General features: G+C 42.3%; 13 protein-coding genes. 5 read left to right on the top strand and 8 right to left on the bottom strand.

Translation table 11 applies throughout. The features are described 5' to 3' along the window. Position 1 precedes the first annotated feature (1 nt). The 4 genes from LC065_RS04930 to noc form a co-directional block, all read right to left on the bottom strand. Complete coding sequence (locus LC065_RS04930) at positions 2 to 706, bottom strand: DUF554 domain-containing protein (RefSeq protein WP_226593450.1); 705 nt, start codon at positions 704 to 706, stop codon at positions 2 to 4. A gap of 106 nt (positions 707 to 812) precedes the next feature. After that, on the bottom strand, positions 813 to 1661 hold the full coding sequence (locus LC065_RS04925) for a ParB/RepB/Spo0J family partition protein (protein WP_226593452.1): 849 nt from the start codon (positions 1659 to 1661) through the stop codon (positions 813 to 815). Then, on the bottom strand, positions 1642 to 2415 hold the full coding sequence (locus tag LC065_RS04920) for a ParA family protein (protein WP_226593453.1): 774 nt from the start codon (positions 2413 to 2415) through the stop codon (positions 1642 to 1644). Before LC065_RS04920 ends, LC065_RS04925 begins: the two co-directional genes overlap by 20 nt. Before the next feature lie 116 nt (positions 2416 to 2531). Continuing rightward, a complete protein-coding gene (noc, locus tag LC065_RS04915) occupies positions 2532 to 3398 on the bottom strand; it encodes a nucleoid occlusion protein (RefSeq protein ID WP_226593456.1) in 867 nt (288 codons plus the stop codon). Positions 3399 to 4210: 812 nt separating this feature from the next. Between noc and LC065_RS04910 the strand changes: the two genes are divergently transcribed. After that, positions 4211 to 5395: an MFS transporter gene (locus LC065_RS04910; protein ID WP_226593458.1), complete on the top strand. Its 1185-nt coding sequence runs from the start codon at positions 4211 to 4213 to the stop codon at positions 5393 to 5395. Between the two features lie 59 nt (positions 5396 to 5454). Here the strand turns inward: LC065_RS04910 and LC065_RS04905 are convergent, their stop codons facing one another. After that, the gene (locus LC065_RS04905; protein WP_226593460.1) at positions 5455 to 5979 is read right to left on the bottom strand and encodes a GNAT family N-acetyltransferase; all 525 of its coding nucleotides are present in this window, start codon (positions 5977 to 5979) and stop codon (positions 5455 to 5457) included. 169 nt (positions 5980 to 6148) lie between these two features. Here LC065_RS04905 and LC065_RS04900 point away from each other — a divergent pair, with 169 nt between their 5' ends. The 4 genes from LC065_RS04900 to LC065_RS04885 all read left to right on the top strand — a co-directional run bounded on the left by LC065_RS04900 (position 6149) and on the right by LC065_RS04885 (position 8624). Continuing rightward, positions 6149 to 6409, top strand: coding sequence for a transcriptional regulator SplA domain-containing protein (locus LC065_RS04900; protein WP_146814537.1), 261 nt, complete (start codon positions 6149 to 6151; stop codon positions 6407 to 6409). After that, positions 6403 to 7431 carry a spore photoproduct lyase gene (gene splB / locus LC065_RS04895; protein ID WP_226593462.1) on the top strand — a complete coding sequence of 343 codons (1029 nt, stop codon included), beginning with the start codon at positions 6403 to 6405 and terminating at the stop codon, positions 7429 to 7431. Before LC065_RS04900 ends, splB begins: the two co-directional genes overlap by 7 nt. A gap of 225 nt (positions 7432 to 7656) precedes the next feature. Continuing rightward, complete coding sequence (locus LC065_RS04890) at positions 7657 to 8130, top strand: hypothetical protein (protein ID WP_226593463.1); 474 nt, start codon at positions 7657 to 7659, stop codon at positions 8128 to 8130. Next, positions 8127 to 8624 (top strand): hypothetical protein, encoded by a 498-nt coding sequence (locus tag LC065_RS04885; RefSeq protein ID WP_226593465.1) that lies wholly within the window; start codon positions 8127 to 8129, stop codon positions 8622 to 8624. The genes LC065_RS04890 and LC065_RS04885 overlap by 4 nt, the downstream gene beginning before the upstream one ends. A 133-nt stretch (positions 8625 to 8757) precedes the next feature. Here the strand turns inward: LC065_RS04885 and LC065_RS04880 are convergent, their stop codons facing one another. The 3 genes from LC065_RS04880 to LC065_RS04870 are packed head-to-tail and all read right to left on the bottom strand — an operon-like array spanning position 8758 to position 12451. Continuing rightward, positions 8758 to 9840: a Ger(x)C family spore germination protein gene (locus LC065_RS04880; RefSeq protein ID WP_226593467.1), complete on the bottom strand. Its 1083-nt coding sequence runs from the start codon at positions 9838 to 9840 to the stop codon at positions 8758 to 8760. Next, on the bottom strand, positions 9837 to 10883 hold the full coding sequence (locus LC065_RS04875; RefSeq protein ID WP_306163780.1) for a GerAB/ArcD/ProY family transporter: 1047 nt from the start codon (positions 10881 to 10883) through the stop codon (positions 9837 to 9839). Before LC065_RS04875 ends, LC065_RS04880 begins: the two co-directional genes overlap by 4 nt. A 56-nt stretch (positions 10884 to 10939) precedes the next feature. Further along, positions 10940 to 12451, bottom strand: a complete 1512-nt coding sequence (locus tag LC065_RS04870) for a spore germination protein (RefSeq protein WP_226593471.1) — start codon at positions 12449 to 12451, stop codon at positions 10940 to 10942. Between the last annotated feature and the right edge of the window lie 16 nt (positions 12452 to 12467).

Here is a 12467-nt window from a genome sequence, read left to right as displayed (position 1 = left end):
CTTAAAACCACTGTGAGATCGTTAAAATGATGCCGACCGTAAGTAAAGCCGGGAGTAAATTCGCGACACGAATTTTGGTTAATTTCAACAAGTTCATCCCGATCGCTACGATCATCAAACCACCTGTGGCCGTCATTTCAATAATAAATAGATCGAGCATATGTTGGGGGACCCAGTTATTGATTTGTGTCGCTAAAAGGGCAATAGACCCTTCATAGAGAACGACAGGAATAATGGAAAAAATCACTCCAATGCCAAGGGTGGAGGTCAGCACCAGAGAAACAAAACCATCAATGATCGCTTTTGTAATCAACACTTCATGATCATTACGTAGCCCACTGTCCAAGGCACCGATCACGGCAAGAGCACCGATGACAAAAATAAGCGATGCGGTAATAAAGCCCTGAGCAACGCTTGAGGTTTGGTTAGGTTTCGTAAATTTCCTTTCAATCCAACGCCCGATGTATTCAAGCTTGTCTTCCAAATGGATGGCCTCACCGATGATGGCACCCGAAAGCAAGCTGAGCAGGACAATGACGATGTTTTCCGTTTCCAACGCCATTTGTAAGCCAATCAAAAGGACGACAAGCCCCACACCGCTCATGACCGTTTCTTTAAACCTCTCCGGTATCTTCGTGAAAAAAAGCCCTAACAATGTACCGACAAATATACACAAACCATTGACTAACGCTCCAAATAAAACCATCGCATTCTCTCCATTACCTTTTCTTTTTCTTGAGTTTACATAGGGGAACAAAGAAGAATTGGTTCATAAAAAAGAAAGAACCAGAGATCTCACAAATCTCCAGCAATCACTCTTTACCGGCAAACAAATCGATAATCCGTTCTAAATCTTCATTGTTCGTAAACTCGATTTCAATTTTGCCTTTACGTTTTCCTTTATGGATCTTTACGCCTGTCCCCAAGCGTTCTTTCAAATTCAACTCACGTTCCTGTAAAAAAATATCCCGAGGTTTCTTGTCTTTCTTTTTCGAAGGCCGATTCGTCATCTCCTGAATCAACCGTTCCACCTGACGAACGTTCAGAGATTCTGCTTCAATTTTTTTCAGCAGTTCCAATTGTAAATCTTGATCCTTCACACCTAATAAGGCACGTCCATGCCCCATGGATAGGGTACCTTCATTAATTTTATCTGTCACCGCTTTAGGCAAAGCTAAGAGGCGGATAAGGTTCGCGATATGGGAGCGGCTTTTCCCTAAGCGTTTGGATAGCTCACCCTGTGTGACACCGAGATCTTCAATCAGTTGTTCATAAGACTTTGCCTCTTCGATAGGGGAAAGATCTTCTCTCTGTAAGTTCTCTAATAAAGCGATTTCCATCATTTGTTCATCTGTCATTTCCCTGGCAATAGCAGGCACATGAGTGAGACCGGCTTTTTGGGCTGCGCGAAAACGACGCTCCCCGACAACAATTTCATAACCTTTGATGCTCTTCCTCACAATTAAAGGTTGCAGGATGCCGTGTTCTGCAATGGATTGTCTCAATTCTTCCAAAGCTTCTTGTTCAAATTGTTTGCGAGGTTGGTAAGGGTTCGGACGACAGTCTTTGATCGCTATATGTTGTATTTCTTCTGTTGATGTCTGGTTGTTGAAAAAAGCGCCTAAAGCCTCGTGGCCTTTGCTACCTAACCCTTTCGGCATTCACAATCACTTCCTTTGCTAAATCTAAATATACTTCTGCGCCACGGGATTTTGCATCATAAAGAATCGCCGGTCTGCCGTGACTAGGGGCTTCGCTGAGACGGACATTCCGAGGGATAATTGATCGATAAACACGATCCCGAAAGTATTTTTTCACTTCCTCAATGACTTGGATACCGAGATTCGTACGGGCATCCAGCATCGTCATAAGTACACCTTCAATCATCAAGTCATGGTTCATATGCTTTTGTACGAGACGCACCGTATTCAAAAGCTGACTTAAGCCTTCCAGCGCATAATACTCACATTGTACAGGGATGATGACGGAATCAGAGGCGGTTAATGCATTCAGGGTTAGAAGACCAAGAGAAGGGGGGCAGTCGATAATAACATAATCATACTCGCTTTTAATTTCATCCAGTGCTTTCTTTAACTTTACTTCCCGGGAAATAATCGGGACCAATTCTATTTCTGCTCCAGCTAATTGAATCGTCGCTGGGATGGTATCAAGATTATTTACAACCGTACTCGTTTTGACATCATCCGCTTTCACATCATCCACAAGTACGTCATAGACACATCGATCCATATCTCCTTTTTCTACACCAATTCCACTTGTCGCATTGCCTTGAGGATCAATATCCACCAAAAGGACTTTATTATCCAAGTGTGCCAGACATGCACTTAAATTAACGGCCGTTGTCGTTTTTCCGACCCCGCCTTTTTGATTGGCGATTGAAATCACTTTCCCCATGATGTCACCTGCCTCACTATCTTTTTTATCATTCTACCATTTTATTGAAAGCATTAGGTAAAATGACTTAAAAAAAGCCCCATCTCCACAAACGTCAAGATGGGTCGTTCAGGCTACTATTTTTTCTTACCTTTCGGAATCTTAATTGTAATCTGATAATATTCATCGTGGTCTTCTTCGTCCGTTTCTAAATCGATCCCTGTATCCGTCACCATTGTCAAAGATTGGCGAATGGTATTCATCGCAATTCGCATGTCCTTATTGACGCCTTTCATCTTCGGTTTCTTTTTCTTTGGTGCCGGGTCATTCAATTTAGCAATCCGCTCTTCGGTCTGCTTCACGTTCAACTGCTTTTCGATGATTTCTGTCAAAATCTTTTCCTGCTGTTCCTCATCTTTTAAAGCAATTAAGGCGCGTGCATGGCGTTCCGTAATCTTCTTATCCATAACGGCCTGTTGAACAGACTCCGGTAATTTTAAAAGACGCAATTTATTCGCAATGGTCGATTGACTTTTTCCCAGCCGTTGCGCTAGGGCTTCCTGCGTAATCTGGTGCAGTTCCAAAAGCTTTGCATAGGCGACTGCTTCTTCAATCACAGTCAGCTCCTCCCGCTGCAAGTTTTCAATAAGAGCAACAGAGGCCGTTTGTGAATCATTCATCTCGCGGATAATCGCAGGGACCGTTTCCCAGCCCAGAGACTGGACGGCACGCCACCTACGTTCACCGGCGATCAATTCATACTCTTCTTCGTTTAACCGACGGAGAACGATCGGCTGAATCATCCCATGCGTATGTATCGTCTGGGCGAGTTCGCTAATCTTCTCGTTGTTGAATATCGCTCGAGGTTGGTAACGGTTGGGCTGTACGCGTTCGACAGGAACTTGTACAACCTCGTCGGGGTTGTAGCCTTCTTCTTCATTGTTGTCATTATCCGAATCCGGTTTGTCCCCTAGCCCGAACAAACGACCAAAAGGATGTAACACGATCAGACACCACCTTTATACGATCGAGCATACGCTGTTTTTATTGTATCTACCCTATATTTTGAAACATAAAAAGCGCCGCAGGCTACTCAGCTGCTGCGCGTACGTATGCCGTTTTTCATTTCTTTATTCATTTTATCACATTTAATCTATGAAAAGTATCTTCAAGATTGAAGAATTGATTGTCAGCTTTGTCGAAAACTCACATTTCCCTCATAAGAAACGTGGTTTTCCGCCTTTTGACTGACTCTATTTCATGACTTTTCCTGACAAATCAAGTCGATAGATTTTCTAAATCCTAAAACTTTTCAAACAACTTGGTATTATTTTGGAATACGCGATTTCGAGATGTTTCCGGGGTGGTTGGGAAGCTACTCGCTTTCCTGTGGGGGAATGGCGAGACTCCTGCGGGAAAAAAGTGCAGGGTGAGACCCCACAGGATCCAGTCCGAGGAGCCTCAAAGGAATAGAGGAAGTTCAATTAAGACCTGCACGTCCTGGGCCAACATCGAACGACCCCACATCGTGTGAGGCCCCGCGGAAAGCGAGTTATTCCCCTCAGCCCCATCCACTCAACAAAAGTCTCGAAACGGAGTCTTCAAGTAAAGGGAGCTATAGGGTGAAAAGTTTAAGGAGGAATATAGGGGAAGGATGATTAATATATAAAATTGGACTAAATTTTTAGGAGGATATCGATATGCAAAAAAATTCCACAAAGCGTTTCAATCAATCAGCAGGGGGGAGAGCTTCTTAATTTTCATCTACGCTTAATCTCCTGCTTGCATCGGATTTTACAATGCAGGAGGAAACATGTTGAAAAAGAATACGCTAGCATCCTATAACATTCGTCTTTTATTTTGGGCAGAAATCTTTGGGAATTTCCGCTTCATCCAGCCTGTCCTTACGCTATTTTATTTTGCCAGGGGCCTTGATGAAACAATGATCCTTCTTGTCATGACCTTTTTCAGTATAGGAGTACTGTTTGGGGAGATTCCTACAGGGATCATCGCCGACCGGTTTGGAGCCAAACAAGCATTTCTTATCGGTTCCGTTCTCAGCATCTTTGCCCACGCTTTATTAATCATCGCCTTCGATCCATTGGTTTTCTTCGCAAGCAGCTTTTTGACAGGATTCGCTGCTACGTTTTTCAGTGGGGCGGATGAAGCGCTTATCTATGAATCATTAAAAGAAAGTCATGAACAAAATCTCATGGACCGGGCAATGGGAGAGATCGGATCGGCACGTTTTATCGTCTCCATATTCGTGGTGATCATCGGGGCTTTCTTAGCTAAAGATTTGCATGAAAACCAATTCCGACTTCTACTCATGCTCGGTGTTTTCTTCATGTTGATTCAATTCGTCTTTCTCTTATTCATTAAGAATCCACTGAACCAAGGTGGGATAAAGACGCCAATGGTGAAACAAGTGATAGAAGGATATCAAGCGATCCGAAAAACGCCGCAAGTACTATGGATGTTCATAAACATCTCCCTTGTTTTCATTCCAGCCGTCGCTATCTTTGAGAAATTTGATCAAAAACTATTAGTAGATGCGGGACTTCCGGTTTATGGAATTGGGTTAGTCTACGCGGTGACCGCTCTCATCGGTTTTGTTGCGGCACGATCCATTGGGTGGATGACAAAAAGGGTGACTCGAGTACATCTCCTGTTCATCACAGGGATCCTTGCCGTTCTGTCACTTTTAGTGGCTGCTCTAATAAACAATCAGCTCTGGGCGGTTCTTTTAGCTCTCATCCTTTTGAAACTGGTGAGTGCCATTCGCTATCCGGTTTATTCCCAGCTGGCCAACGATATTATTCCTTCACATGTAAGAGCAACGACCATTTCTTTGCTTTCCATTCTGGATTCTGTCTTTGACTTGGTGATCTTTACAACCGTAAGTGGAATAGCTCCCTTCGGTTTTATGCCTATGTTCCTTGTTTGTGCTGGAATCGCATTAATAGGAACATTGATTCCTATTCGTCAAGCTGCGACATAACTCTCTAAAATTGAAGAAGCCCGTCCGATTCCATCGGGGGGCTTTGTTTCACATGAAACCTATCCATCACTATTAATTCTTCCATACACGTCAATATCTTTGTATTCTCCCCAATGATAGATGTCCTGCTTTAACGTTCCCTCATATGTCAGACCGGCTTTTTGCATAACTTTCGTCGATCCTGGATTGGAAGTGATCGCCGCCGACCATATCCGGTTCAAATGCAATTCTTTAAACCCGTATTCCACGACCCGGATGGCTGCTTCTGTCGCATACCCCAGGTTCCAATAAGGTTTCCCCACCCAGTAAGCAAGTTCTCCTTTGTGGTGTTTCTCATCCACCCTTATCGTCATTGTGCCGACTAGTTCATTGGATTCCTTTAAAATCATCGCCAAAGGATAAGCGGTTCCTTTTTCTATCCAGTCCTGATGAAGGGCTATCCAATCCTCAGCCACTTCAAGCGTGTAAGGATGGGGAACAAAAGTGGTCGCTGCCACTGCTTCATCTCCTGCTAATTCAACCACCCGTTCCGCTAAGTCTTTCGTATACGGTCTCAAACAAAGTCGCTCTGTATGCAGCTCCATGTTCCACCCTCCTCCTGTGATATAGACTTTACTTCTAGTTCCATGCAGAATAATCCTTTTTTACAAGCGAAGTCGTAATAAAAGTCGACATTTGTGGAAAAATGAGCACGATTAGAAAAAAGATAAGACTGACAGGTGGAAGCAAAAAATATGAGAAGCAGGTGATTGGATGGATCTACAACAAAACTACAAAGCAGGAGACATCGTTTATGTGATATATAGGAATCCTCACACGTATGATGTTGCCAATGTGCAGGAAGCTGCTGTGGTAAACAATCCTGAACAACCAGGAGAATTGGCCTTGTTTTTGTATGAAACCTACTTTCCACTGGATGAAAATATTGCGATTTATGCGTCCGAAGGGGAAGCAGAACGAGCGTATTATGATGCCTTTGGTGGAGGGGTAGAATCGGAGGGTGAGCTGTGGTAAAACCATTCATGCCAGAACTTGTCTATATTGAGCCTAGAGCACTTGAATACCCGTTGGGACGTGAATTGAAGGAGAAATTCGAAGGGTTGGGAATTGAAATCCGGGAAACCACATCTCACAATCAGGTCCGTAACCTGCCAGGGGAAAATGATTTTCAAAAATACCGGATGGCGAAATCCACCCTTGTCGTTGGAGTCAGAAAAACGCTGAAGTTCGATACATCAAAACCTTCAGCAGAATATGCCATCCCTCTTGCTACAGGGTGTATGGGGCATTGCCACTATTGCTATTTGCAGACGACCATGGGAAGCAAACCTTATATCCGTACGTATGTCAATGTCGATGAAGTGTTCGATGCAGCTGAGCAATACATGAAGGAGCGTGCCCCTGAGGAGACCCGCTTTGAAGCATCCTGTACATCGGATATCGTTGGGGTCGATCACTTGACCCACTCGTTAAAGCGGGCCATTGAATACTTCGGAGAATCGGAACACGGCAGACTTCGTTTTGTTACGAAATTCGCGCATGTCGACCACCTTCTTGATGCAAAACACAACGGACGGACTAGATTTCGCTTCAGCATGAACGCAGATTATGTCATCAAATACTTAGAACCCGGCACGTCCCGTTTAGATGAGCGCATCGAGGCTGCCGCGAAAGTAGCGAAAGCTGGATATCCGCTTGGATTTATCATTGCACCGATTTATTTGTACGACGATTGGAAAGAAGGGTACCGTATTCTTTTCGAAAAACTTCAAGACAAATTGCCGGATTATGCGACGAAGGATTTAACCTTTGAATTGATTCAGCATCGCTTCACGAAACCAGCTAAGCGTGTCATCCAAAAGAATTATCCGATGACAAAGCTTGAAATGGATGAAGAAAAACGTAAATACAAGTGGGGTAAATATGGAATAGGAAAGTACGTTTATCAAAAAGACGAACAAGAAGAAATGAAGAGTGTCCTTGGTGGATACATCGACCAGTACTTCCCCGAAGCAAGTCTTGAATATTTCACGTGAAACAGGAACTCAGAGCCTTGCTCTGAGTTTTTTCAGGATTCTCGCCTGATTCTTAAAGGCTCTTTCCCAAGATTTTCATTTTAGGGTCGGGAAAGCGAGTCATTTACCTCCGCATACTTTCCTTTACCCAAATCTCAAACTCAAGCCCAATGGAAGGTGGTTTTATAGTGGAATATTTTCAGTACAGAAAACAAACAATAGGGGGAGATGATAAGGAGGATTTGTATGGCTTTCACAGTATTTTTCGTAAGCGCTTGGCTGATCGTGAGCATCTTCACCATAATCCCTAAGCGCTTAACCCTCATAGAAAATACATTCATATTCTTAACCACAAGTGTCATCAGCATCAACTGGACCTGGATCATCAACGAAGAATTGAAATATGTGAAAATAACGGAGGATCCTGCAAATTATGCTGGTTTTTTATTTTTTCGAAGCGTTATCATCCCCACTCTTCTAATGGTACAGCTGAATTTATACAGTGCTTCCTCATCTACTATAAAAAAAGGGTTGGTTATCGCTGCTTCTGTAATCTGTTTACTTCTGCTTACCATTTCATCCAGAGTTCTTGATATTTCTACGTACAAAGACTGGAACCTGGGCTTTGATACCGTTTACTATGTGTTTCTCCACTTCTTCAGCATTGGAGTATGGAAAATAATCAGGAAATTTACCCACATTGAGGTGAAGCACTCGTGAACTTCCTTTGGCAAAATTTTGATAAAAATGAAATTTCCATCTTAATTCTCATGACTATTGCCTATGCTCTCTTTTTTGTGCTTCCTTTTAAATTCAAACGAGAGATCACTTGGCTGTTAATGCTGCTCGGATTTACCATTGGCGTTTTTTTCGACTTTACAATTGGGGGAGGGCTCATTGATTTTTTCACACTCAATGATACGAATCATTATGAGTTATTTGACTTCTGCTATTACTTGATATTCGCTCCATTCAGTTATTTTTTCATTTATTTTTATGACATGTTCAACATTCATAAAAAGACGTTCATTTTCTATATCCTTCTATGGGTCATCGTTGGAGTCAGTATGCAGTGGGTGTTTACAAAGTTAGGAATTGTTGAATTCCAAAACGGGTATAAAATCCCTTTTTCTTTTGCTGTTTTCTTAACTACCCAGACGTTCACGGCCCTCTATTTTGAGCTTATTCGATCACGCTTTCAAGTATTGAAATAAATCTAATCCATATAGAGAACTCCACGGAATGGAGTATAGTTCTCCATTCCGTGGAGTTCTTCTTTTTCTTTTGGCGCGAAAGGTCCCCCTCATAACGGATGACCTTTCGCTTTTTTAAGAAGCTCTCAATATTCTAGGAGAAGATCCCGTATTCCGTAATTTCTACATTAAACTGAATATCAACCTCAAGATCAGAGTAATTGTCCTCCCATTGACTAATATCAAAATCACCTTTTCTCGTTTTGGTAAAATTCCCAAGACCGAGCGGATCGATATTTTTTTCCTTGAATAGCGCAATGAGTTCGTCAGCTTCTTTATCAAAATATTCGACGAATTTTTCTTCCATTTCTCTTGCTAATTTGGGGTTTGCCTTGCGATCGACGCCCGCCATTTCATTAACTTCAGCTTTTAAGTTGACTTTGATGATAAACTTTTGTTGATCAGGGTGTCCTTCCAGAGTGTAATCGACGTTCGATCCAATGTTTTCAAGCATAATAGCTCCACCTTCAAACGGGAGATCCTGGGCTCCTTTAATAAAATTCTCTTTTAACATTTTAAATGTAAAGATTTTAGAGTCCGGCACCTCAGCCACAAGCAATCCTTTTTTAAAAAACGCGACCCCGGATAGTTCGACAAAGGATTCGCGTTTTTTCAGCATAGGCAGAAACGGATCCATCCCCTGAGCATAATAGGCGTATAAAAAATTGTGAAGACTGGTCGATGGGAAATTATGAAGCGTGTTGTTTTCAATAAGTCCCTGCAGATGCTTCGAGGTGGTTTCGTCCTGCGTGTATCCATTTTCTATTAAATCTTTTGAAGACCCGTCGACTATACCTAAAAACATGTTTCTACTAAGCCGAGGATCTCGACTAAGTACGTCAACAATATCTCCTAAATCCTGTTCAGCCAGTTCTTTGCTGTATAACGTAACGGCAAGCTTACCAATTGAAATGGGCTTTGAGGATTGTTTTTGTATTTGTATTTCGACATCCTTCGTTGAATCGGCATCGACCGTTAAATAAAGTTCCGAGGCTGCTTGTTTGTCTTCGCTTTTCCCGTACTGAGGAATGGAAACTGTTCCCTGAATGCGTTCTTTTTCTCCTACATCATATCCGACAATCTGGACGATAGCATTCTCCTCTACACTTCTACTTGGCATACAGCCGGCCAGAAGTATGACAGGCACCATCATAAGAAAAATCCAGGATTTCTTCATGTCCGCTTCCTCACTTTATCTGAGATTGTCTTCAACACTAATAAAACGGGAATATACATTAAAACGTACATACCAAGTTGTCCTGATAAGTTGTTTACAGCATCGATGATCGGTCGCCCATCTATTAAAACAGCAGGGAAATAGATGGCGATACAAAAAAGGATGACAAAATATTTCTGTTTCACATTAAACACACGTTTGGGGATTCTTGTCGCTCCCCATAAACCTAAACAAATATTAGGAAGGACGACATAAAGCCACATCGCGATCCCGACAAACTCAAACCGTTCAATAAAGGGAAACTCAACAATCTTCCATGCCGATATGGTCCCCCAGACGACTTGTTTCAATTGTTCTTCACTATAATAAACAAACGTGACAAGGACACTGATCAAATAAATCATCGTCGTGTAAAATACCCCGTAATGAGCCCATTTTTTGGATTTTTGTGGATCTTTGATAAATGGATAATAGATCAATAAAAATTCTAATCCTATAAAGCTGAGAATACTTTGTTTGGTTGCACCTAATATTTCTGCAAGACTATGACTGACCACCGGATAGATGTTCATCGTATGCCCGGCCTCAACCGGAAAATACTTCAATAAAAGAATTGGCAGTCCTATGATGACGCTAATCAGGCACATTCCCGTAATAACACGAAATCCCCCACTGACCAAATAGTACACAAGCCACAGGAGGACAAAAGCAAAAACCCAGACTTGCAGTCCAGGAAATACCCAGACTTTAATGACCTCTATGAATGTGATTACCACGGTAAAAGCGAGCAAAGTAAAATAAGCACAAAAGAGGAGGCTTAATAACCCCCCTAGATATTTCCCGAAAATGTTTTTATGGATCTCCACGATGTCTCCTTCGCCATTTTGAAGAAGGCGGTAAATCATCCATAGAATCACATGCAGGATACCGCCCGCAATCAATACAGAAATCCATGCATCAAATCCGGCTATCTCGACTAAATATTTTTCAAATCCGAGGATTCCTACCCCTACCTGCATGCTATGAATTAAAAAAAAAGACATAGGCGGGTGTCACTAAGTAATTCTCAGGTATATTTAACCCCTGGCTATTGTTCAATTTATTCATCGATATCCCTCTTTGCACTCACACGTGATGGGTTCATCCGTTGTGGATCTTCTGTTCTCATTAGAACAGGTCGTTCTGTCTGCTTATTAAAAGGCAGGCGAATAAAGGCATCCTTCAAATCTTTGATTCTCAGTGGATAGAGAGGTTCGAAAAAAGGACGTCCAATGGATTGTAATTTGATGAGATGACCAATGAAAAAAACCATACACATCGAAACCCCCACAAGCCCCCAGAGCTGTGCACCAATAATAAAAGGAAAACGAATGAGGCGAATCGTATTACCGATTTGATAAACAGGTGTTGTAAAGGAAGCAAGGGCACTAAGAGCGACGATGATTAACAGCACATTACTCGTAAGTCCCGCATCTACTGCAGCGGTACCAATGACGATACCTCCTACGATACCGATCGTTTGGCCGATCTTCGTCGGAAGTCTGGCTCCGGCCTCACGTAACAATTCGATCGCCAATTCCAGGACAATCACTTCCAGTATCGGTGGAAAGGGAATATCGGAACGGGAGGAGACTATGGTCGCCATCAAAGCAGCTGGAATCATTTCATGATGATAGGTGAGCACAGCTACATATAAAGGTGTACTCAAAACAGAAAAAATGACAGCAAATAATCGAATCAAACGAAAAGCCGTCGCTAAATGCCAAGGAAGAAAATAATCATCAGACGCCCCGAAAAATTCAACGACTGTTGTCGGACAGGTCAACGCATGCGGTGACCCATCTACGAGAATAGCTATTTTCCCCTCTACCAGGTTAGACACGACACGGTCCGGCCTCTCCGTATCCAACAACTGCGGAAAAGGCGAATTGGAATTATCAGCAATAATTTGTGTCACAAACGAACTGTCCACCAACTGATCAATTTCAATCCCTTTCAGTCTCTGTTCCACTGTATCTACATTATCCTGGTTTACCACTCCATCGATATAAACGACGGCGACACGAGTTTTAGTCACTTTGCCAATGTTCGTTTCTTTAACGGTCAGCTGTGGCAAAGGCAGGCGCTTACGAATAAGATTGATATTCGTGTTCAGTGTTTCCACGAATGCCTCTTTAGGACCTACCACACTAAATTCCACTTCTGGAATACTGACATCCCTTGATTCTAAGGAAATGGCCGGAATTAAAAGCACTTCCTCTTCCTTTTCGTTCATCTGAATCATGATGTAGCCGAACATGACTTTCTCTTCAATTAAATCCAGTTTTGATGTCACACGTATATTCTCAACAGGAATTCTTTCTTTCATGTCATGCAGCGTGTGTAACGATTCACTATTCAAAGTCGATAAAACACTGCGATTTAAAATTTTCGAGTCACACATGGTTTTCAAATACGAAATCGTACATCTCGTACTACCACTTAATTTGTAATGAACGAAATCCTCCGATTGTTTCATCGCTTGAATAAATTCAGAAAGAGAGCCGCTCTGCTTCTTCGTTGGTTGTTGCTTTTCTGGCTGCTGTTTTTCTTTCCGCTTCCATTTCCACATGACGAACTCCTTTATT

The sequence above is a fragment of the Halobacillus litoralis genome, assembly GCF_020524085.2.
Taxonomy (GTDB): Bacteria; Bacillota; Bacilli; order Bacillales; family Halobacillaceae; genus Halobacillus; species Halobacillus litoralis_E.
The sequence above is the reverse complement of the archived record's forward strand: the minus strand, read 5'-3'. Positions and strand labels throughout refer to the sequence as shown.

Bases quoted from the DNA above. Each gene is read 5' to 3' on its own strand.
- LC065_RS04930 (WP_226593450.1), bottom strand. From the start codon at position 706: ATGGTTTTATTTGGAGCGTTAGTCAATGGTTTGTGTATATTTGTCGGT.
- LC065_RS04925 (WP_226593452.1), bottom strand. From the start codon at position 1,661: ATGCCGAAAGGGTTAGGTAGCAAAGGCCACGAGGCTTTAGGCGCTTTT.
- LC065_RS04920 (WP_226593453.1), bottom strand. From the start codon at position 2,415: ATGGGGAAAGTGATTTCAATCGCCAATCAAAAAGGCGGGGTCGGAAAA.
- LC065_RS04905 (WP_226593460.1), bottom strand. From the start codon at position 5,979: ATGGAGCTGCATACAGAGCGACTTTGTTTGAGACCGTATACGAAAGAC.
- LC065_RS04900 (WP_146814537.1), top strand. From the start codon at position 6,149: ATGGATCTACAACAAAACTACAAAGCAGGAGACATCGTTTATGTGATA.
- LC065_RS04890 (WP_226593463.1), top strand. From the start codon at position 7,657: ATGGCTTTCACAGTATTTTTCGTAAGCGCTTGGCTGATCGTGAGCATC.
- LC065_RS04880 (WP_226593467.1), bottom strand. From the start codon at position 9,840: ATGAAGAAATCCTGGATTTTTCTTATGATGGTGCCTGTCATACTTCTG.
- LC065_RS04875 (WP_306163780.1), bottom strand. From the start codon at position 10,883: ATGTCTTTTTTTTTAATTCATAGCATGCAGGTAGGGGTAGGAATCCTC.
- LC065_RS04870 (WP_226593471.1), bottom strand. From the start codon at position 12,451: ATGTGGAAATGGAAGCGGAAAGAAAAACAGCAGCCAGAAAAGCAACAA.